General features: G+C 35.2%; 19 protein-coding genes. 10 read left to right on the top strand and 9 right to left on the bottom strand.

Annotated features, from left to right (window positions below; translation table 11 throughout):
* Window positions 1-35: 35 nt before the first annotated feature.
* A complete protein-coding gene (locus tag ACFOWA_RS06225; RefSeq protein WP_378982901.1) occupies window positions 36-947 on the bottom strand; it encodes a helix-turn-helix domain-containing protein in 912 nt (303 codons plus the stop codon).
* A 313-nt stretch (window positions 948-1,260) separates the two neighbouring features.
* Between ACFOWA_RS06225 and ACFOWA_RS06220 the strand changes: the two genes are divergently transcribed.
* From ACFOWA_RS06220 to fabF, 4 genes are read left to right on the top strand one after another with little or no spacing between them, the layout of a single operon-like run.
* Complete coding sequence (locus ACFOWA_RS06220) at window positions 1,261-1,848, top strand: TetR/AcrR family transcriptional regulator (RefSeq protein WP_378982898.1); 588 nt, start codon at window positions 1,261-1,263, stop codon at window positions 1,846-1,848.
* A 50-nt stretch (window positions 1,849-1,898) separates the two neighbouring features.
* Window positions 1,899-2,648 (top strand): SDR family oxidoreductase, encoded by a 750-nt coding sequence (locus ACFOWA_RS06215; RefSeq protein ID WP_378982896.1) that lies wholly within the window; start codon window positions 1,899-1,901, stop codon window positions 2,646-2,648.
* 37 nt (window positions 2,649-2,685) lie between these two features.
* Window positions 2,686-2,910, top strand: a complete 225-nt coding sequence (locus ACFOWA_RS06210; RefSeq protein WP_378982893.1) for a DUF2798 domain-containing protein — start codon at window positions 2,686-2,688, stop codon at window positions 2,908-2,910.
* Between the two features lie 4 nt (window positions 2,911-2,914).
* Window positions 2,915-4,165 carry a beta-ketoacyl-ACP synthase II gene (fabF, locus tag ACFOWA_RS06205; protein WP_378982890.1) on the top strand — a complete coding sequence of 417 codons (1,251 nt, stop codon included), beginning with the start codon at window positions 2,915-2,917 and terminating at the stop codon, window positions 4,163-4,165.
* Here the strand turns inward: fabF and ACFOWA_RS06200 are convergent, their stop codons facing one another.
* Window positions 4,166-4,816, bottom strand: a complete 651-nt coding sequence (locus tag ACFOWA_RS06200; protein WP_378982887.1) for a YceH family protein — start codon at window positions 4,814-4,816, stop codon at window positions 4,166-4,168.
* Window positions 4,817-4,974: 158 nt separating this feature from the next.
* Between ACFOWA_RS06200 and ACFOWA_RS06195 the strand changes: the two genes are divergently transcribed.
* From ACFOWA_RS06195 to ACFOWA_RS06185, 3 genes are read left to right on the top strand one after another with little or no spacing between them, the layout of a single operon-like run.
* Window positions 4,975-5,598, top strand: a complete 624-nt coding sequence (locus ACFOWA_RS06195) for a (2Fe-2S)-binding protein (protein WP_378982885.1) — start codon at window positions 4,975-4,977, stop codon at window positions 5,596-5,598.
* Window positions 5,595-6,578 (top strand): FAD binding domain-containing protein, encoded by a 984-nt coding sequence (locus ACFOWA_RS06190; protein WP_378982883.1) that lies wholly within the window; start codon window positions 5,595-5,597, stop codon window positions 6,576-6,578. Before ACFOWA_RS06195 ends, ACFOWA_RS06190 begins: the two co-directional genes overlap by 4 nt.
* A gap of 2 nt (window positions 6,579-6,580) precedes the next feature.
* Window positions 6,581-8,707 (top strand): xanthine dehydrogenase family protein molybdopterin-binding subunit, encoded by a 2,127-nt coding sequence (locus ACFOWA_RS06185; RefSeq protein WP_378982881.1) that lies wholly within the window; start codon window positions 6,581-6,583, stop codon window positions 8,705-8,707.
* Between the two features lie 84 nt (window positions 8,708-8,791).
* Here ACFOWA_RS06185 and ACFOWA_RS06180 read toward each other — a convergent pair whose 3' ends face one another.
* The 3 genes from ACFOWA_RS06180 to ACFOWA_RS06170 form a co-directional block, all read right to left on the bottom strand.
* The gene (locus tag ACFOWA_RS06180) at window positions 8,792-10,405 is read right to left on the bottom strand and encodes a S8 family peptidase (RefSeq protein WP_378982878.1); all 1,614 of its coding nucleotides are present in this window, start codon (window positions 10,403-10,405) and stop codon (window positions 8,792-8,794) included.
* Window positions 10,406-10,565: 160 nt separating this feature from the next.
* Window positions 10,566-11,159: a DUF4142 domain-containing protein gene (locus tag ACFOWA_RS06175; protein WP_378982875.1), complete on the bottom strand. Its 594-nt coding sequence runs from the start codon at window positions 11,157-11,159 to the stop codon at window positions 10,566-10,568.
* A gap of 105 nt (window positions 11,160-11,264) precedes the next feature.
* Window positions 11,265-11,756 carry a YajQ family cyclic di-GMP-binding protein gene (locus ACFOWA_RS06170; protein ID WP_378982873.1) on the bottom strand — a complete coding sequence of 164 codons (492 nt, stop codon included), beginning with the start codon at window positions 11,754-11,756 and terminating at the stop codon, window positions 11,265-11,267.
* A 75-nt stretch (window positions 11,757-11,831) separates the two neighbouring features.
* Between ACFOWA_RS06170 and ACFOWA_RS06165 the strand changes: the two genes are divergently transcribed.
* The 3 genes from ACFOWA_RS06165 to ACFOWA_RS06155 all read left to right on the top strand — a co-directional run bounded on the left by ACFOWA_RS06165 (window position 11,832) and on the right by ACFOWA_RS06155 (window position 15,496).
* Complete coding sequence (locus ACFOWA_RS06165; protein ID WP_378982870.1) at window positions 11,832-12,458, top strand: hypothetical protein; 627 nt, start codon at window positions 11,832-11,834, stop codon at window positions 12,456-12,458.
* Between the two features lie 97 nt (window positions 12,459-12,555).
* On the top strand, window positions 12,556-14,613 hold the full coding sequence (gene ppk1, locus ACFOWA_RS06160) for a polyphosphate kinase 1 (protein WP_378982867.1): 2,058 nt from the start codon (window positions 12,556-12,558) through the stop codon (window positions 14,611-14,613).
* 1 nt (window position 14,614) lies between these two features.
* On the top strand, window positions 14,615-15,496 hold the full coding sequence (locus ACFOWA_RS06155; protein ID WP_378982865.1) for a Ppx/GppA phosphatase family protein: 882 nt from the start codon (window positions 14,615-14,617) through the stop codon (window positions 15,494-15,496).
* A gap of 61 nt (window positions 15,497-15,557) precedes the next feature.
* On the opposite strand, the gene pgl is transcribed toward ACFOWA_RS06155, so the two are convergent.
* The 4 genes from pgl to ACFOWA_RS06135 form a co-directional block, all read right to left on the bottom strand.
* On the bottom strand, window positions 15,558-16,283 hold the full coding sequence (gene pgl, locus ACFOWA_RS06150; protein WP_378982863.1) for a 6-phosphogluconolactonase: 726 nt from the start codon (window positions 16,281-16,283) through the stop codon (window positions 15,558-15,560).
* Window positions 16,284-16,405: 122 nt separating this feature from the next.
* Window positions 16,406-17,920, bottom strand: coding sequence for a glucose-6-phosphate dehydrogenase (gene zwf, locus ACFOWA_RS06145; RefSeq protein WP_378982860.1), 1,515 nt, complete (start codon window positions 17,918-17,920; stop codon window positions 16,406-16,408).
* Between the two features lie 27 nt (window positions 17,921-17,947).
* Window positions 17,948-19,360, bottom strand: coding sequence for an NADP-dependent phosphogluconate dehydrogenase (gene gndA / locus ACFOWA_RS06140; protein WP_378982858.1), 1,413 nt, complete (start codon window positions 19,358-19,360; stop codon window positions 17,948-17,950).
* Between the two features lie 96 nt (window positions 19,361-19,456).
* Window positions 19,457-20,215 carry an ROK family protein gene (locus ACFOWA_RS06135; protein ID WP_378982855.1) on the bottom strand — a complete coding sequence of 253 codons (759 nt, stop codon included), beginning with the start codon at window positions 20,213-20,215 and terminating at the stop codon, window positions 19,457-19,459.
* Window positions 20,216-20,281: the final 66 nt, after the last annotated feature.

The following is a 20,281-nucleotide window of genomic DNA, read 5'->3' as shown; positions in this document are numbered from 1 at the left end:
TTGATCAAATAGAAAAGAACATTCTATTACAATAATCAAACAACCCGATAAGATGTTGGCGTATGGTTGGTTAGCTTCTTAAAAAAGTTATTAAAATGTGTTGGCTCTTCAAAACCAAGGCAATATCCAATTTCAGAAATGTTCCAATCTGTATGTTTTAATAATGCTTTGGCTTCTCTTAATAGTCTTTCGGTTATGTAATGTCTTGTAGTTTTGCCAGTAGTAACTTTAATTGCCCTGTTAAGGTGGTTTACATGAACAGAGAGTTGGGAGGCATAATCTCTCGCCGAACGCATCGTAAATCTTTGCGAAGGCGTTTCTATAGGGAATTGTCTTTCTAACAATTCTGTAAAAACAGAAGTGATTCTACTATTGGCATTTGTGTGTTTTACTAAGGCTTCAGAAGGTTGAGTTTTTAAAGCAAAGTGTGTAATTTCTGTTATGTAATTTCTTAGTAAATCGTACTTAAAAATGTAGTCGCCATTAATCTCATCAAACATTTTGTTGAAAATCGATTCAACATGAATACCTTGAGCATCATTCAAAACATAAGCAGGATTACCACCAGGAATGAACATCGGTAAATCGGCAATATTACCACGAATTTTTTCGTTAAAAAATGCCTCTGTAAATATGCAGAAGAAACCAGTAACATCATCTTTATTTCCGCTAGCAAGTTCCCAGGTATATGGTACCATTGGATTGAAAAAGATAAGTGCAATACCGTTAATTTCTATACTTTTATCGGCATAGTGGTAAACATTATGGCCGCGAATAAGTGATATTTTATAAAAATCCCTACGGTTATATGTCAATGGTTTGTTATCATCCTTCAGGCAATCTTGAAGATTGAAAACGTTAAAATGCCCAACATCATTCTTTAAATTTTCTGGTAGTGGTTTTAGTTTGTTTTTGTAAAAATCTTCCAAACTTTCAGTAGTATTCATTTTTCAAAGTTACAAAATTCAAACCAATATAGAAATCGTCATTTCTTCCGTAGTGGAGAAATCTTTTTTTACGATACTCATCTTATCGATATGATAAGTTTATTTAATCATCTTTTTCGCTTATTAAGACCATAAAATTAATTTACTTCGTAGCGCTCATCTTAGTTGTAGGTTAGGGTAAATGCCGCTTTTGTATGATGAAGAAACTACCAATGAATAAATTTCATAAAGATAAAAATACATTCTACTGATAAATAAATTTGCATTTAATATACCAATCGGTATATATTCGCATTGCCAGTTAAAAATAACTATGACCAAAGCTGAAAAAACAAGAAATTTCATTGTTGAAAAAACCGCACCTATATTTAATATGAAAGGATATGCGGGTACTTCTTTAAATGATATTACTGCTGCAACAGGGTTAACGAAAGGAAGTATTTACGGGAACTTCGCTAATAAAGATGAAGTTGCGCTTGCAGCCTTTGACTATAATTTTAACAGTAACGTTTCGAAAATTGAAGCTGAGATTAGCAAAAAGGATACGACGAAAGAAAAACTTCTGGCTTACATAAATATCTATCAAAGCTTTTTAGTTGGAGGCATCTCTCAAGGTGGTTGCCCGATTTTAAATACCGCTATCGATGCTGATGATACTCATCCGGCACTCAGAGAAAAAGTATTAAAAGCCGTTTTATCCTGGAAGAAAAGTATTATAAAACTGGTAGACGATGGAATTTCAAATGAAGAAATCAAGGTTGATAGCAATCCCGAGCAAATCGCTTTAACAGTTATTGCAATGATTGAGGGCGGGATCATGATTTCACGCTTGACCAATAAAATCGAAAATTGGAACTTAATAATGGATTCATTAAAAAAATATATCAACAGCCTCGGCTAAAAAATTTTAAATTAAAATATACCGATTGGTATAATATAAAAATTACAGATATGAAAATTTCAAAAAACACAGTATTAATTATCGGCGGAACAGCTGGAATTGGTTTAGAAATCGTTAAACAGTTGACGGCTTTAGACAATCATGTAATCGTTACCGGCAGAAATGTAGCCAGGTTGGATAGCGCTTTAGCAGGAATAAAAAATGTTACCGCAATTCCTTTTGACGTAAGCAAGGCAAATGAAGTATCTAATCTTATCGAGCGAATCGAAAAGAATTTCCCTAAATTAAACATAGTTATTAATAACGCAGGCAGGGCAATTCTTTTCGATTTGGCCGATAATAATCAGGATGCTTTTGCCAATGCTGAAGATGAAATGTTAACCAACTATTTATCCATCATCAGAATCAATCAAAAATTATTACCTATTTTAAAAGAGCAAGCAGAATCGGCAATTGTAAATGTCTCCTCGGTTGTGGCTTATGTTCCGGGTATTACTTTGCCAACTTATGCAGCCAGTAAAGCAGCCTTGCATTCTTACACAACTTCGTTAAGATTAAGTCTTAAAGATACATCGGTTAAGGTTTTTGAGTTGATGCCGCCTTTGGTTGATACTGAATTTTCAAAAGAAATTGGTGGTCATAATGGTATCAAGCCGGCTGTTGTTGCCGATGAGTTTATTGCTGCCTTGGCAAAAGATGAATTCGAAATCAGGGTTGGCGATACCGCCAAAATTTACGAGTTGTTCCGTCAATCGCCTGTAGATGCCTTGAATGTCATGAATGCGAATAGGAAAGCTTGAATAGAATCGGAAAAATAATCAATCAACATTGGCAGGAATGAAAAAGAAATTAACTTTTGCCTTTATAATGGCAATTTTTACGACAGGAATTGTAACCTTTGCGGCGATTAGCGTAAACCTGGGTTTTAGCGAGAACTTTCTTAAAGTGTGGCTTAAATCGTGGGGAATTTCTTATGTAGTGGCCATTCCTGCTATATTAATTATTGCTCCGAAAGTTCAGGCTTTCGTTGATTATCTGTTCGAAAGAGAAAATAAAAACTAATAAAATGAAACGAGTAGTTGTAACTGGATTAGGCGCAATAACGCCTCTTGGGAACACTGTAGAAAGCTTTTGGAAAAATATTTTGGATGGTAAAAGCGGTGTTGGCCCAATTACCAAATTCGATACCAGTAAGTTTAAAACACATTTTGCGGCAGAGGTAAAAGATTTTAATCCCGAATCTTTCCTTGATAAAAAAGAAGCTAGAAAATTTGATACGTTTACGCAATATGCAATCGCATCGAGCGACCAAGCCATTACTGATGCTGGATTGGATTTTACTGCAATGAGTGATGAAGAATTGGCTGAGGTTGGCGTAATTTGGGCTACGGGAAATGGTGGAATTACCACCTTTGAGCAGCAATTGGCAGAATTTCATCAAGGAGACGGAACACCGAGGTTTAGTCCATTTTTTATTCCGAAGATGATTGTTGACATTGCCGCAGGTGCAATTTCCATACGTCACAAACTTCGTGGACCAAATTATTGTACAGTTTCTGCTTGTGCTTCTTCAAACACGGCTATTATAAATGCATTCGATACAATTCGTTTAGGGAAAGCAAATGTTATGATTGCAGGTGGTTCTGAAGCTGCGATTACCGAAGCATCTGTTGGAGGTTTTAGTGCCGCTCAAGCTTTATCAAAACGAAATGATAGTCCTGAAACTGCTTCAAGACCTTTTGATAAAACCCGTGATGGTTTTGTAATGGGTGAGGGTGCAGGCGCTTTAATTTTAGAGGAATTAGAGTATGCGCTTCAACGTGGCGCCCACATTTATGCTGAGATTGTTGGCGGTGGAATGGCTGCTGATGCTTATCATTTAACAGGTACACCTCCTGATGGAATTGGTGCAACTTTAGGCATGAGAAAAGCTTTGAGTGATGCCAATATTTCTGCAGATAAAATCGATTATATAAACGCCCACGCCACCTCAACTGGTTTAGGCGATTTAAGTGAATTAAACGCTATCAAAAATGTATTTGATGGTTTGCCAGTTATAATTGGTGCATCAAAATCGATGACTGGCCATTTGTTGGGTGCTGCAGGAGCAGTAGAAAGTTTAATCAGTATACTAGCAATAAGAGATGGTATAATTCCTCCTACTATAAACACTGAAACGCTTGATGATAAAATCCCTCAGGGATTAAATATTGTGCTTGGTCAATCGATTAAAAAGGAAGTCAACTATGTTCTAAATAATACATTTGGTTTTGGCGGACATGTTGCCAGTACAATTTTTAAGAAGTACGAGGATTAATTATTTATCCATCAAAAGATTGACTAGCTCTTTTAATTCTTCAAGTTCCTGTTCAAGTTTAGATATTCGATTTTCCAACTCTTCATTGGGTTGGAAAATTGTTGTTTGCGCCACTTGCGGTTCTGATTCCTGAACATCACTTTGCTCACCCAACAAATGAACAAATCTAGCCTCCTTTTGTCCAGCTTTTTTAGGCAATTGCATCACAAAAGGCGGCTCTGTTTCTGAAAGCTTTTGCAACTGTTGTAAAATTTCTTCAATGCTCTCAAATTCAAATAATCTTCCTGAATTGCTATTGATTTCGCCTGGTGTAAGGGCTCCACGTAAAAGTAATAAACACAAAATAGAAAGTTCTGAGGGCACTAATGGATATATGATACCCAGATTATGTTTGTATTTGATTACCCTGCTCGAACCACCTGTAGCAGTAGAGATTAAGCCTTTAACTTTTAAAGAGTTTAATGTCAAATTAACTGTTTCATCATCATAATTTACAACAGGATTTCTCGAGCTTTTTTGATTACAGGCAGCCGTTAATCCATTTAATGTCATTGGGTAATAATCGGGTGTGGTTCTGCTTTTTTCTATTAGCGAACCTAAAACGCGTTGTTCTTCAGTTGATAAATTAGGTAAAGGTTTAATATCTTCCATTTGATAAAAATAAAAATTGAGTGGACAACTGCGAAATTATTTTTGTTTTACTTGGTAAGATACTAAGCTTCATTAGAATTATTCTAAATTTCTAAATCACGGTATTTTAAGGTTTAGATTAACGAACTTTAAAATCAAGAAAACCCTAAAACATAATTATGCAATCTTCTGATAAGAAACAAAATCAGGGCGACAGTCGGAGGGACTTTTTAAAGAAAAGTTCGCTTATCACAGCCATCGCCTTAACACCATCTGTTGCGGTTAAAGCAGCAGAAAGTCAGGCTGATGAACGTTTCGCTGAGCTTTTCGAAAAAATTCCTTTAAATCTTACCGTAAATAATAAGGCATACAAAACTTCAGTTGAGCCGAGGGTAACGCTATTGGATTATTTGCGTGAAGAACTTCATTTAACCGGAACTAAAAAAGGTTGTGACCACGGACAATGTGGTGCTTGTACGGTGCATATTGATGGAGAGCGGGTTAATTCTTGCCTAAGTTTGGCAGTTATGAATGAAGGTAAGAAAGTAACTACTATCGAAGGTTTAGCAAATGGCGAAGAATTACATCCAATGCAAGCTGCCTTTATCAAACATGATGGTTTTCAATGTGGATACTGTACACCTGGTCAAATTATGTCTGCAGTTGCTTGTGTTAACGAAGGGCATACAGGTTCCAGAGCTGAAATTAGTGAATACATGAGTGGAAATATCTGCAGGTGTGGTGCTTATCCTAACATTGTAGATGCAATTGTTGAAGTATCGAAAGGAGGAATGAAAGCATGATAAATTTCCAATATCTTCGTACTACAACAGCAAAATCAGCCATTGCTCTACTTCTAAAAGATAAAAACTCAAAATTTATTGCGGGTGGAACCAATCTGATTGACTTGATGAAACGGGGAGTAACCGCTCCGGATAAATTAATTGATATTAATCATGTTCCACTTAAACAAATAGAACAAATTGGCAACAATATAATCATCGGCGCATTAGCCTCAAATACTGCTGTGGCAGAAAATGCATTGATAAAAGAGAAACTTCCTTTATTGGCAATGGCCTTAAATGCCGGGGCATCTGCTCAACTCAGAAATGTTGCAACCATTGGCGGAAATATGATGCAACGCACCCGTTGCGGTTATTTTTACGATACAGAAATGCCATGCAATAAACGTGTTCCTGGTTCGGGTTGTGGCGCTATTGGTGGTTTTAACCGTATGCATGCAATTTTAGGAACTTCAGAGAAATGTATCGCTGTTCATCCTAGCGACATGTGCATTGCCTTAATTGCATTAGATACCACGGTTGTTCTAGCCAATTCTAAAGGGGAAAGAAAAATTTCATTTAAAGATTTTCATCGTTTGGCAGGTGATACTCCACAGTTAGATAATAACCTAAAGCCAGATGAAATGATTATCCGTCTGGAAATCCCAGTTAACAATATTTCAAAAAAATCTCACTACGTAAAAGTTAGAGATAGAGCATCTTATGCTTTTGCATTGATTTCTGTAGCAGCTGGATTAGAGATTACAAACAATAAAATAACTGATGTGCGTTTGGCAATGGGTGGTGTGGCACATAAGCCATGGAGACTAACCGCATCTGAAAATTTTTTAACAGGTAAAGAAGCTACAAACGAAAACTTTGAACAGGCAGCTAAATTAGCAATGGAAGGTGCGAAAGGCTACGGAGAAAATGATTTTAAACTTCAAATGGCTCCAAACTCAATTATCGAAGCATTAACTGTTGCAAAATCTAAAGCGTAATCATGAAAAATCAAATTTTAAAAGATGAAAATGACCGCGTAGATGGCATTTACAAGGTTACCGGAAAAGCAAAGTATTTTGCAGAATATGAATTGCCTGGCTTAACATATGGCGTTTTAGTAACGAGTACAATTACCAAAGGTAAAATCACATCATTAGATACAAAAGCAGCAGAAAAAGCTCCGGGAGTAATTTCTGTGCTATCGCACTTAAATAAACCTTCTGCACCTGCCTACGAGCAAGAAGGCGGACCAGCTTTAAAGATTTTTTACACAGATAAAATATTTTTTAATGGTCAACCTATAGCAATTGTAGTTGCAAACACTTTCGAAAGAGCAACCTATGCAGCTTCTTTAGTAAAAGCAACTTACGCTAAAGAAGCATTTAATACAGACTTTGAAAAAGCAGTAAGTGATGCGAGTTCAAAAAAATTACAAGGTCAGCCAGATTATAAACGTGGTGTAGAAAATGCATACAAAACCGCTGAGGTTTCTATTGAAGAACAATATCATTTACCGATAGAAACACACAATCCCATGGAGTTGCATGGTATTATTGCCGATTGGCGTACGAACAACCAGGTTACCGTTTATGCAAAAACGCAAGGTGTTAAGGCAACCCAGGGTACTATAGCCAATGTATTTAAAATTCCGATAGAAAATATTCAGGTTAATTCTGAATTTGTTGGTGGTGGTTTTGGTATGGCATTAAGAACGTGGCCTTTAGAAATTGCTACAGTTATGGCATCAAAACACATATCGAAGCCGGTGAAAGTTGTTATTACCAGAATGCAAATGTTTACTATGGTTGGCAATCGACCTGCTGCAGTACAAACAATTGGTTTAGGAGCCAAAAAAGATGGTACTTTAACAGGCATAACGCATAGAGCTTTTGGCGAAACTTCGGTGTACGAAAACTTTACAGAAGGCGTAGTAAATATGGCTAAGTTCATGTATCAATGTGATAATGTGAACACCCAATATACCGTAGTACCCGTGGATTTAGGTGTTCCTATTTGGATGCGCGGACCAGGAGAAGCTACCGGAGCGTTTGCTTTGGAAAGTGCGATAGATGAAATTGCACATGCTTTGGATATGGATCCTCTAGAATTCAGAACCAAAAATGACCCGGAAAAGGATCAGCAAAGAAATAAGCCTTTTTCCGATAAAAACATTAAGGAAGCTTATCGAGTTGGCGCTCAAAAAATTGGTTGGAGCGAGAGAAAAAACAAACCAGGAAGTTTGGTTGATGGCCAATGGAAAATGGGATATGGTGTAAGTATTGGTGTTTTTAATGCAAACAGGGGTAGAGCCAGTGTAAAAGGTATTTTAAAAGCTGATGGAAGTTTGGTTTTGCAAAGTGCAACAAGCGATATCGGACCAGGAACAGGAACAGGTATGACATTAATAGCCAGTAAGTTATTGGGTATACCAACCGATAGAATTAAATTTGAACTTGGCGATTCTTCACTTCCTCCGGCACCAAGCCAAGGTGGTTCTGCTACATTATCTACAGTTGGTTCAGCCGTTAATGATGTGTGTGTATCATTAAAATCTACTATTGCAGAATTGGCAGCAAATGCAAATATGGATGCTACCTCAAATTTTGTAGATGTGTTGAAGAAAAACAATCTTCCATCAATTGAAGTAACAAAACAAAGTCAGGCAGGAAAAGAACGAGAAGAATTTTCTATGTATTCCTTTTCTATACACTTTGTTAAGGTAAAAGTGCATAGTTTAACTGGCGTTGTTAAAGTTGATAAAATTGTTTCTGTTGGAGATTCTGGTACTATTGTAAGTCCGAAAACCGCCAGAAGCCAGATGGTTGGAGGTGCAGTTGGTGGAGTAGGAATGGCTTTAACAGAAGAATCTATTATTGACCATCGTTACGGCAGATACATAAACAATAATTTTGCAGATTACCATGTTCCGGTTAATGCCGATATTCCTGAAATTGAAGTTCATTTTATAAATAAACCTGACCCACACATTAATCCAATGGGGGCAAAAGGAATGGGTGAAATTGCATTGATTGGATTTTCTGCAGCAGTTGCAAATGCTGTTTTTAATGCAACAGGTAAACGAATTAGAACTTTACCGATTACTCCAGATAAAATTTTAGCCTCTTAAATCAGATTTGGCTATAAACAAAAATGTTCCTTATGTGATATACACTAAGGAACATTTTTTATTTAGTTTAAAATTTTTAGGTAGTTATTTTGCTGCCGATTTGCCTTCATAAGTTGCAGCTAATTTTAATGCATTGTAAGCATTAACAATTCCACCACTAATAGATAACTCAGAAAATGGTACAGATACTTTTGGTGCATCATCAGCATCTCCCTTTTTGTAAGAAACGTTGTGATTTACTTTTACTACAGATTTTACGATAATTTCTTTAACCTGTGCTGCCGTTAATTTTGGATAGTATGAACGAATCAAACCTGCTAAACCTGCCACCACCGGCGAAGCCATACTTGTACCATCTAAATTTTTGTATTTAGAACCAGGAACTGTTGAATAGATTTGAACACCAGGTGCAAAAACATCAACCTGAGTTTTTCCAAAATTGGAGAAACTTGCTTTTAAGGTTTCATCATCTTTTGGACCTGATGCACCAACCGTAATCCAGGATGCTATCGTTTTATCATCCAAATCTTTGTGGTTTGGATAATTATTTTCGGTATCAATATCTTTGTTCTCATTTCCAGCTGCCTGAACAATCAATACATCTTTTGATACGGCATATTTCATCGCTTCATTAACAATGGCTTTATCCCAGCTGTAAGCTTTACCAAAACTCATATTAATTACTTTCGCACCATTATCAACTGCGTAACGTACAGCATTTGCAACATCCTTATCACGCTCATCACCATTTGGTGTACAACGAACACCCATAATTACCACGTTATCAGCTACACCCATTATACCTAGTTTGTTTGTTCTGTCGGCAGCGATAATTCCCGCAACGTGAGAACCATGCATAGCGTCGGGACCTGCAACATCATTATTTCCGTAGAATTTTTCTTTAGAATTGTTTGGGTCATCGCCTACAACATCTCTTGGGTTGTAATCTAAGTTTAAGTTGTAGTTTGCCTGTTCTGAATAATATTTTACACCCTCTACAATTTGGTTTTCATAAAAATCCTTAAAACTTCCCTTTTTTAATTCATCACTTAATACCTCTTGAATACGAGCATCAGCATTAGTTACTGGTTTAAAAGCAGTAATATCTTCAAGCGATGGGTTTGGTTTACCAATCTTTTTAATTACATCATCTAAGGCATTTTTAAAACCAGTTAAGCCAGCAAGGTTAGCATTTGCTTCCCCCAATTGCTTCTCTAAATCAGAGCGCTGGACTTTAAATGCTTCAGAATCTTTTTTATCTTTCTCAGCAACATTTGCGTCGGTAGTGTTTGCAAACCTAACCATATCTCTACGCACCAATCTGGTCAACTCTAAGGTTTCATGGTCAACCGAACCCTTTGGGCCACCAATAAAATTCCATCCGTTGATGTCGTCAGCGTACCCATTCTTGTCATCATCTTTACCATTGCCAGCAACTTCTTTAGCATTTACCCACATAATTCTTTTTAAATCTTCATGTTGAGCATCCACACCACCATCATTTACGGCAACAATTACTTTGGTGGATTTTTTACCTTTTAAAAGTTCTTTATATGCCTTTTCGGTACCGATTCCAAAAATAGAATCTGTTTTTAAATCTAGATTTTGCCAGTTTGCTTTTTGTGCATTGGCAAAGAAAGGTATTGTACTTATTACTGCAATGTTCCGCAGGTTTTTAAAAATTCTATTTGTATTCATTTATGATGTAATTTATTTTATAAACGGCAAATTATAAATTTAATTTCCTTTATCGAAAAAACTGAAATCAAAATAACAAAACACTTGGCGACTATCAAAAACAAAAAAAGGCAGAAATCATTATGAAATGAAATCTGCCTTTTAACATTTTATTGTATTATTATTTTACAGTTGAAGCTAATTCTTTGGCTTTAACGGTATGACCTTCAATTACAGTTAATGTACTAGAAGCCCATTTTTTTAAATCGCTATCTTTATTTTGTTTACCAAGTTCAAAAAGTTTAACAGTTTTTTCGTGGTCGGTAATCATCATATCTACATAATGTTTATCAAAATTACTTCCAGTCATTTTTTTCATTTCATCTAAATGAATTTGATCTTCAGCTGGTAAAGCATCTGGTGTTATAACTTTCTTAGCTATTGCTAATTCTTTAAGTTCTGTATTCGCCTTAGTGTGGTCGGTCAACATTTGTTGAGCAAAGGCTTTAACATCAGCATTGCTGGCATTCTTAAGAGCGATTTTTGCAGCTTCAACTTCCATAATTCCACCAACTGCGGCTTTTTTTAAGAAATTATTTCCATCATCATCCAAAGATGTTTCTGTACTTTCTGCACCAACAACATGATTACCATTTACCATTGATGTATCACCTGCCACACTATCTTTCATGGTTGATGATTTCTTATCGGCACTTTGACATGCTTGAAACATTACTATTGCTGAAAGGGCTAAACCCAAAAAAATCTTTTTCATCTTATTCTCGATTATTTATACCATCAGAAAACACCTGTTGAGGCAAAAGGTTTTTTAAAAATTTTACAAGCAGCATTAAGTAGTAATTGTAAGCTTATACAGGTTTTAATTGCGCATGTTAATGTATTGTAATGGCTGGCCAAAATCTTCTCCTCTGCAAAAACTAATCACGGCTTGTAAGTCATCAATTTTTTTTGCTGTAACCCTAACTTGATCATCCATAATGGAAGCTTGTACTTTTAAACCACTGGCTTTAATTTTGGCCACAACTTTTTTTGCAGCATCTTTATCCAAACCTTCTTTAATGGTGATTTCTTTACGGATCATATTTCCAGACGCTTGGTTTTCATCGCCAAAATCTAAACTTTTTGGGTCTAAATTTTGCTTCATCATTCTAGATATAATAGAACCTTCGATAGCTTTTAAACGCATATCATCTTCAGTTACAATGGTTACTACATTGGTTTTTTTATCTAAATCGATTGTGCTTTTAGAACCATTAAAATCGAAACGATTTAATATTTCTTTTTTGGCATTATTGATGGCATTGTCTAATGTTTGCGCATCAACTTTACTTACTATATCAAAAGAAGGCATGTTTTTAGCTTTAAAGTAAAAATTTAAGTAGATTTATTTGAAATTCTTCAACTGTACAAAAAAACGAAAAATAATATGAAAACCACTAAGGCGAAATCTTTAAAAAAAGCAACTAAAAAAGAGGTTAAAAAACAATTAGAAGATTCTATAACCGATAAATTTCTCGAAGTAATTAAAAGTTTGGGTCATGATGTTTCTGAGATTAGTACTGAGGTTGGAAAGGCAAGTAAGCGGGTGGCAAAAAAATTAACCAAAAAATTCACGTTGATTAAATCAGATGTTGGGCAAAAAATTGATGAGTTGGTTAAAACGAATAAACTAAAAAAAGAAGTTAAAAAACCCATAACTAAAGCCACTGCAAAAGCAGAAAGGGTAGTTAAAAAAGCTGTAGCTAAGGCAAAACCTGTTATTCAGAGTGTAAAAGTTGGGGCAATAGCAACAGAAGAAAAAGCTGAAAAGGCTATTGCCAAACCAGTTGCCGAAGTTAACAAAGCAACTAACGCAGTAAAAACAGCTATTGTAGCTGCAGCACCGAAAAAAGCAACTGTTAAAAAGGCGGTAGCTGCTGTACCAACTGCTGTAAAAAGTAAAACAGCTCCGGTAAAGGCGGCGGCGACAAAAGCAGCGAAAGTTGTAAAAAGCACAGCGTCAGAAACTGTTGCTAAAGCTAAAAAAGCAACCAAAACCCCGCCTATCAAATAATTTGTTAACATTAATATAGTCGCGAATTAACATCCAATTAACAAATTAATTTGCAGTTTTGAACATCCCTGTTTTGCAGGGATTTTTACTTTTTTAAATGAGCAATAAGAAGATACCTTTTTTTAATCGAGAAATAAGCTGGTTATATTTTAATGAACGTGTACTACAAGAAGCTGCAGATGAATCTGTTCCCTTGATTGAACGCATAAAGTTTTTATCAATATTTTCGTCTAACCTCGAAGAATTTTATCGGGTTAGGGTAGCTACAATGACTAGGTTAACCAATCTAAATGAAAAAGCAAAGGCACTTTTAGGCTTCAATCCAAAAAAAATTCTTAACGAAATAAAAAATATTGTAGTACGGCAGGAAAGGAAATTCGATCAGCTTTTTCAAGCTACGCTTATAAATGAACTTGCTCAAAACAGAATTTTTATTTTAAACGATACGCAACTAAATGTTAGCAGGGGAGAGTTTGTAAAAAATCATTTTAGAGATAAAATTTTATCGAATGTAGTGCCGATTATGCTGGATATGGATAAGCCATTTCCAGAGTTGAAAGACAGATTTTTATACTTCTTTGTTAAGTTATCTAAAAAAGACACCAAGATTAGAGAAAAGTATGCATTAATCGAAATACCGCCAAATCTACCTCGCTTTCTTGTTCTTCCAGAAACGAACGATTTAAAATTTATCATCCTTGCAGAAGATATTATCAGGTATTGCCTTGATGATATTTTTTATGTTTTTACTTATGATAATTTAGAAGCGTACTCTATTCAGCTTACTCGTGATGCCGAATTGGATATTGATAAAAACATTAACGATAAATTTATTGAGGACTTAAAAAGCAGCTTAGAGAAACGGAAAAAAGGAAAACCAATGCGCTTGCTTTACGATTCTGCAATGCCATTAAATATGCTAACTGTTCTGGTTAATAAATTAAAACTCGAAGCAGAAAGTTTAATACCAGGTAATCGTTACCACAAATTTGGAGATTTTATTGCTTTCCCTAACGTGGGTAAAAAGGAACTGGAATATGCACCAAATGTGCCTTTAAAAGTACATGGCTTACATCGCACAGAAAGTGTTTTTGCAAAAATTGCGCATAGAGATTATCTGGTAAATTTACCTTATCAATCGTACGATTATATTATTTTGTTTTTGAGAGAAGCAGCTATCGACCCAAAAGTTAGCGATATTCAAATTACTTTATACCGCTTAGCAGAAAATTCCAAAGTAATTAACGCTTTAATTAATGCAGCTAAAAATGGTAAAAATGTTTCTGTTTTATTGGAGCTAAAAGCCAGGTTTGATGAGCAAGCCAACATTTTTTGGACCAGCAGATTGATGGAGGAAGGTGTAAAAGTTAATTATGGTTTAACGGATTATAAGGTGCATTCGAAAATTTGCTTAGTAAAACGAATTGAAAAAGAAAAACCCGTTTATTATGCCAATTTAGCAACAGGTAATTTTAATGAGAAAACCGCAGGCTTATATTGCGACCACAGTATTTTCACATCAAAAAAAGAAATTACCAACGATTTGGTTAAACTTTTTGATGCGTTATCTAAAAGAACTGTTACCAAAGGATTTAAGCATTTAATTGTATCGCCTTTGGAGAGCCGCTCAAAACTCACAAATTTCATTAATCGTGAAATAAGAAATGCAAAAGCGGGAAAATTGGCTTATATTTTATTAAAGGTAAATAGTCTGGCGGATGAAGGAATCATTACTAAACTGTATGAGGCCAGTAATGCGGGTGTAAAAATCCAACTAATTATTCGGGGAATTTGCTGCTTAGTACCTGGTGTTAAAGGCTTTAGCGAGAATATAACCGCTATAAGTATCATCGATAAATTTTTAGAGCATGCCCGGGTTTACATTTTTAGTAACAATGGAAAAAATGATATGTATTTATCATCGGCAGATTTAATGAGCAGGAATTTTGAACATCGTGTTGAAGTAGGTTTTCCAGTTTTGGATCCGGATGTGAAGCAAGAAATACAGGATATGATTGATTTGCAACTGCAGGATAATACCAAATCCAGACAGATTAATGCATTGAACAACAATAAATACCATAAAAACAGACTTAGTAAGAAAACAAGGGCACAAGTAGATATTTATAACTATTTGAAAACCAAGCATCAATAATATGTTAAGATACGCAGCTATAGATATCGGCTCGAATGCAGTTAGGTTACTCATTGCAGATATTAGTAAACAAGATGGAATCTACAAATCGAAAAAAAATACGCTAATTAGAGTGCCATTACGATTAGGAGATGATGCATTTTTAGATCAAAAGATTAGCCCTAAAAAAGCTGCCGATTTGGTGAAGACAATGACTGCATTTAAAAACTTGATGGATGTTTATCACGTAACAGAATATTTGGCTTGTGCTACATCTGCCATGCGTGAAGCCAGTAACGGAGCTGAAATTGTAAAGCTTATAAAAGACGAAACTAACTTAACTTTGGAAATAATTGAAGGGCAAAGAGAAGCTAATATTATTTATGCAAATCATATCGAGCAAGATTTAGATCAGAATAAAACTTATTTATATATAGATGTTGGTGGAGGTAGTACTGAACTTTCTGTATTTGTAAAAGGTGTACCTGAAGCTTCAAAATCTTTCAATATCGGTACCATTAGGATGCTTGATAATCAGGATAAAGAAGAAACTTGGGAAGAAATGAAAACCTGGGTTAAGGATAACACAAAGGCTTATAAAAACTTGGCTGGGATAGGTACAGGAGGAAATATTAATAAACTTTTCCGTATGGCTGAGGAGAAGGATGGCGCACCAATGTCTTTACAGAAATTAAATTCTTTGTATAATCGATTAACAAGCTATTCTTTAAAAGAACGTATCCATGTTTTGGGTTTAAATTCGGATAGGGCAGACGTTATTATTCCTGCCTGCGAGATTTATTTAACCTTAATGAAATGGACTGGAATTAAGCAAATTTATGTGCCTAAAGTTGGTATGGCTGATGGAATAATAAAATTATTGATGGAAGAAAAATTGGATTAAGAATTTTCTTGTATTACGCTAAATGCTTGACTTTAATTCAGAAAAAAGAAGATAGTTTTCGTTAATCTTTAAGCAATTTGGTTGCAGCTTCATCCACAAACCAAGTTAATTTGCCGTCAATAGATTCTATTAACTGAGCTGGATATGTATTGAAATCTTTTTGCTCATCTCCAATAACATGACTTAATGCTTCAGCCTTGTTCTCTCCAAAAGCCAAGAAAGCTACATTTTCGGCTTTATTAATTAATGGTGCAGTAAAACTAATTCGATAAGTATTTAACTTTTCAACAAAAACTGATGCAATGCCAACCTCTTCATCCTTTACCAAATCTGTGTGAGGGAAAATTGAGGCAGTGTGAGCATCATCACCCATACCTAATAAAATCAAATCAAATACAATGTCGCCATCACCAAAATGCTTGTCTATTGCTTTTTTATATTCAATTGCTGCTTTTTCTGGTGCAAGCGTTGTATCAACATAAAAGATGTGATCGGCTGGAGTATTTAAGTTATCGAAGAAATTTTTCTTAGCCATTAAGCCGTTGTAATTATCATCATTTGCCGGAACATTTCGCTCATCTCCAAAGAAAAAATATACCTTTTCCCAATCGATTCTATCTTTACATTCTGTAGAAAGTATTCTATACAATTCTTTAGGTGAATTGCCTCCAGTTAATACGAAATTAAAGCGATCATTATCTTCAATTGCCATTTCTGCAATTTTAATAACATAGTCAGCCAAATCCTGGTTTAATTCTTCTAATGTTTTGTAAATGAGTAAGTTCATGTTTTCTTTATTGACGCTTAATAATATTATTATGTGTAGAATGTCCGACTAGATATGAAAGGAGAAATCTTTAAATGTTTTAGTTCTAAAGATTTCTCAATTTCATTACTTAAGACAGCTTATTATTCTTTATTTTTCATTGGCAAATTAAACCAATGGAATCCATCTCTGGCAATAAGCGCTTCAGCCTCTTCAGGTCCCCAACTATCGGCTTGGTAATTAGGAAAATTGATTGATTTTTTACTTTCCCAGGTATTTAAAATTGGCATTACCAATTCCCATGCAGTTTCTACCTGGTCACCTCTCATAAATAATGTTTGGTCGCCCATCATACAATCTAGCAATAATGTTTCATAAGCTTCAGGTGTATCGCCTTCATAAGTACCTTTATAATCGAATACCATATCCACCGGATTTAGCACCATATCTAAGCCTGGTCTTTTAGCCTGAACTTGTAAACGAATGCTCATTTCTGGTTGAATGCTAATAACCAACCTGTTTTGCACCCAATTTTCGGTTACATCAGAAGAAAAAATCTGATGAGGAACATCTCTAAACTGTATAGTAATTAAGGAAGACGTTTGATTTAAACGTTTCCCAGTTCTTAGGTAGAATGGTATGCCTTGCCACCTCCAATTATCAATATGGAATTTAACCGCAGCAAAAGTTTCAGTGTTAGAATGCGCATCAACGCCTTTTTCCTGGCGATAACCAGGCACTTCTTTACCTTCTACCCAACCTTTACTATATTGACCACGAACGGTTCCAAAGCGAATATCATCTGAAGAAAAAGGTCGCATTGCCTTTAAAACTTCTACTTTTCTATTTCTAATTTCGTCTGCATCAAAAGTTATTGGCGCTTCCATACCAATAAGGCAAAGGAGTTGCAATAAATGATTTTGAATCATATCTCTTAAAGCTCCAGCACCTTCGTAATATCCACCACGATCTTGAACTCCCAATTGCTCAGTTACCGAAATTTGAACATGATCGATATATGATCTATTCCACAACGGCTCAAATAAAGCATTTGCAAAGCGGAATGCCATCATATTTTGTACCGTTTCTTTACCTAAATAATGGTCGATACGGTAAATCTGTTTTTCAGTAAAAATAGTGCTTAAAAGTTTATTTAATTCTTTAGCCGATTCTAAATCATGCCCGAAAGGTTTTTCAATTACAATCCGGCTATTATCTTCGTTTTGTGTAAGCTTATACTTTTGCAAACACTCTGCAATAATCGGGAAGAAATTAGGCGCAACAGCCAAGTAATAAATAACCTGAGTATTAGGACCATATTCTTTTTGATATTTATCAACAGCCGACTTTAAATGTTCGAAAGTTTTCGGCTGAGCAAAATCTGTAGGGCAATAATGAATGGTATTTCCAAATTCCTCCCACTTATCTTTTTTAACTTTACCCGAACGCGAAAACTCATTTACTGCATCTTCTAGAGCCTTTTTATAACTATCATCCGTAAATTCTGTTCTGCCGGTACCAATAACAGCAAACTTATCTGGCATGTAACCTTCAATAAATAAGTTGTACAACGCAGGGGCAAGTTTGCGTTTATTTAAATCGCCTGTACCACCAAATATTACAAATATTGTTGGGTTTAATGCGGTATTTGATTTCATTTATGTGGTTTTAAAATCGAGTTTTAATTATAATTTGTTCCAATCGGCATGGAAAACACCTTCCTCATCAATACGCTCAAAAGTGTGAGCTCCAAAGAAATCTCTTTGTGCCTGAATTAAATTTGACGGCATGCGACCAGTTGTGATCGTGTCGAAATAGGTAAGGGTAGAAGCAAATGCAGGAATGCCTAAGCCAGCATTTACACATGCAGAAACTGTATTTCTTGTGCCTTTTAATGTACCTGTAATGATTTTTTGGATATCCGTATCACCAAAAAGATGTTCGAGATTATTGTTTTTTTCGTAAGCTTGATAAATATCTTCTAAAAATTTAGCTCTGATAATACATCCACCACGCCAAATTTTTGCAATTTCCTGTAATTTTAAATCGTATTGATATTCTTTAGAAGCTTGAACTAACAGGTGCATTCCTTGAGCATAAGCACTAATCATTGAAAAATAGAATGCATCTTCCAAATCATCAATAGTTACATTAATTTTAATGTCTTTTTTGCCAAATGCATCTTCTAAAGAAACACGAAGTTGTTTGAATTTAGACAAATCACGGTTTGAAACTGCTTCATTAATTGTTGGAATAGGCAGTTGCAATTCCATAGAAACCTCTGAGGTCCATTTACCTGTACCTTTTGAACGGGCCTCATCTTTAATTTTATCTAGTAATTCAACATCTGTATCACCATCTTTAAATGCAAAGATTTCAGTTGTAATCTCTAAGAGAAAAGATTGAAGTCTGCCTTCGTTCCATTTCTTAAATATGCCATAAATATCTGCATTGCTGTAATCAAGTCCATTTTTAAGAATACCATAAACTTCAGCAATTAGTTCCATAATGGCATATTCTATACCGTTATGTACCATTTTTACAAAGTGACCTGAAGCACCCGGACCAATATAAGTTACACAAGGATCGTTATTAACTTTAGCTGCAATGGCATCAAAAATATCTTTAACTACATTATAAGCTTGTTTATCGCCACCCGGCATCATACTGGGGCCAAAACGTGCGCCTTCTTCTCCACCAGAAATTCCCATACCGAAGAAATGTAAACCTTCTTTTTCAAGTTCATCAACCCTGCGGTTAGTATCTGTAAAGTGTGAGTTTCCACTATCAATAATTATGTCCCCTTTGCTTAAAAGCGGCTTTAATTCGGCAATAACGCTATCTACAATTGGTCCAGCAGGAACCAACATTACTAAAGTTCGAGGAGTTGATATGCTATTTACAAAATCATTAATGTTGTCAAATCCTTCGAGGTTATGGCTCTTGCCTTCTTCTTCAAGTTTTGCAATCATTTTATGATCTTTATCGTAACCCGTGACCGAAAACCCTTTATCGGCCATGTTTAATAAAAGGTTACGACCCATTGTACCTAAACCAATCATCCCCAATCTATATTGATTCGAATTGTTATTTGCCATTTTATGTTTTTTAATATATACCCAAAATTAGGGTTTAGAAATTAATTTATCACTGCAGGGTGTTAAATCATTGTAATAAAACACCTTTGTTTATGTCTATTTTTTAGGTTTTAATGTAGTTATGTTGTTGCCATCAGGTAATTTCCAAAGTTTGGCACCACCTTTAATTCCATCTCTGTTTGATACAACTTTAATGTTGCTATCTAACTTAAAATCAATTTGTTTAGAATTTCCACCACCTATATATAAGGTATCGTAGTTAAATACTGTTTTATATATTTCGATAACTTTTTTTAATCGCTTGTTCCAGCGTTCAGAGCCAATTTTTTCATAGGTTTTATTGCCAATATAATCATCGTAATCTTCTTCCTTACTAATCGGGAAGTGTGCTAATTCTAAATGTGGTAGCAAAACGCCATCGAATAAAAGTGCTGTACCGAAACCAGTGCCAACAGTAAATACGATTTCAAAGCCTTTACCCGCAACAACTCCCAAACCTTGTTGGTCGGCATCGTTTACCAGGCGTACAGATTTATCTAAAGCATCTGCAATGCGTTGACCTAAATCAATATCTTCCCATTTATTTTTGGCAAGGTTTGGTGCGGTTTTTACTATTCCGTTTTTAACATAGCCAGGAAAGCCAATTGAAACTTTATCATAAGTAAGCGGAAAAGGCTTAATTAATTCAATAATGCCTGAAACAATATCTTTTGGCGTGGCACCTTCAGGAGTTTTTAACTTAATATATTCTGATAACATGTTGCCATCTTCATCTAGTAATACCGTTTTAATACTCGTACCACCAATATCTATTGATAGAATATTGGTATTATCAGCTTGTTGCTTAATTGCCATAGTTATGTTTTTAAAGGATCGAAGTTCTACAAATAAATCAAAACAACAAATAGAAAAAGAATATGG

The organism is Pedobacter lithocola (assembly GCF_042650845.1).
GTDB classification, from domain to species: domain Bacteria; phylum Bacteroidota; class Bacteroidia; order Sphingobacteriales; family Sphingobacteriaceae; genus Pedobacter; species Pedobacter lithocola.
The sequence above is the reverse complement of the archived record's forward strand: the minus strand, read 5'-3'. Positions and strand labels throughout refer to the sequence as shown.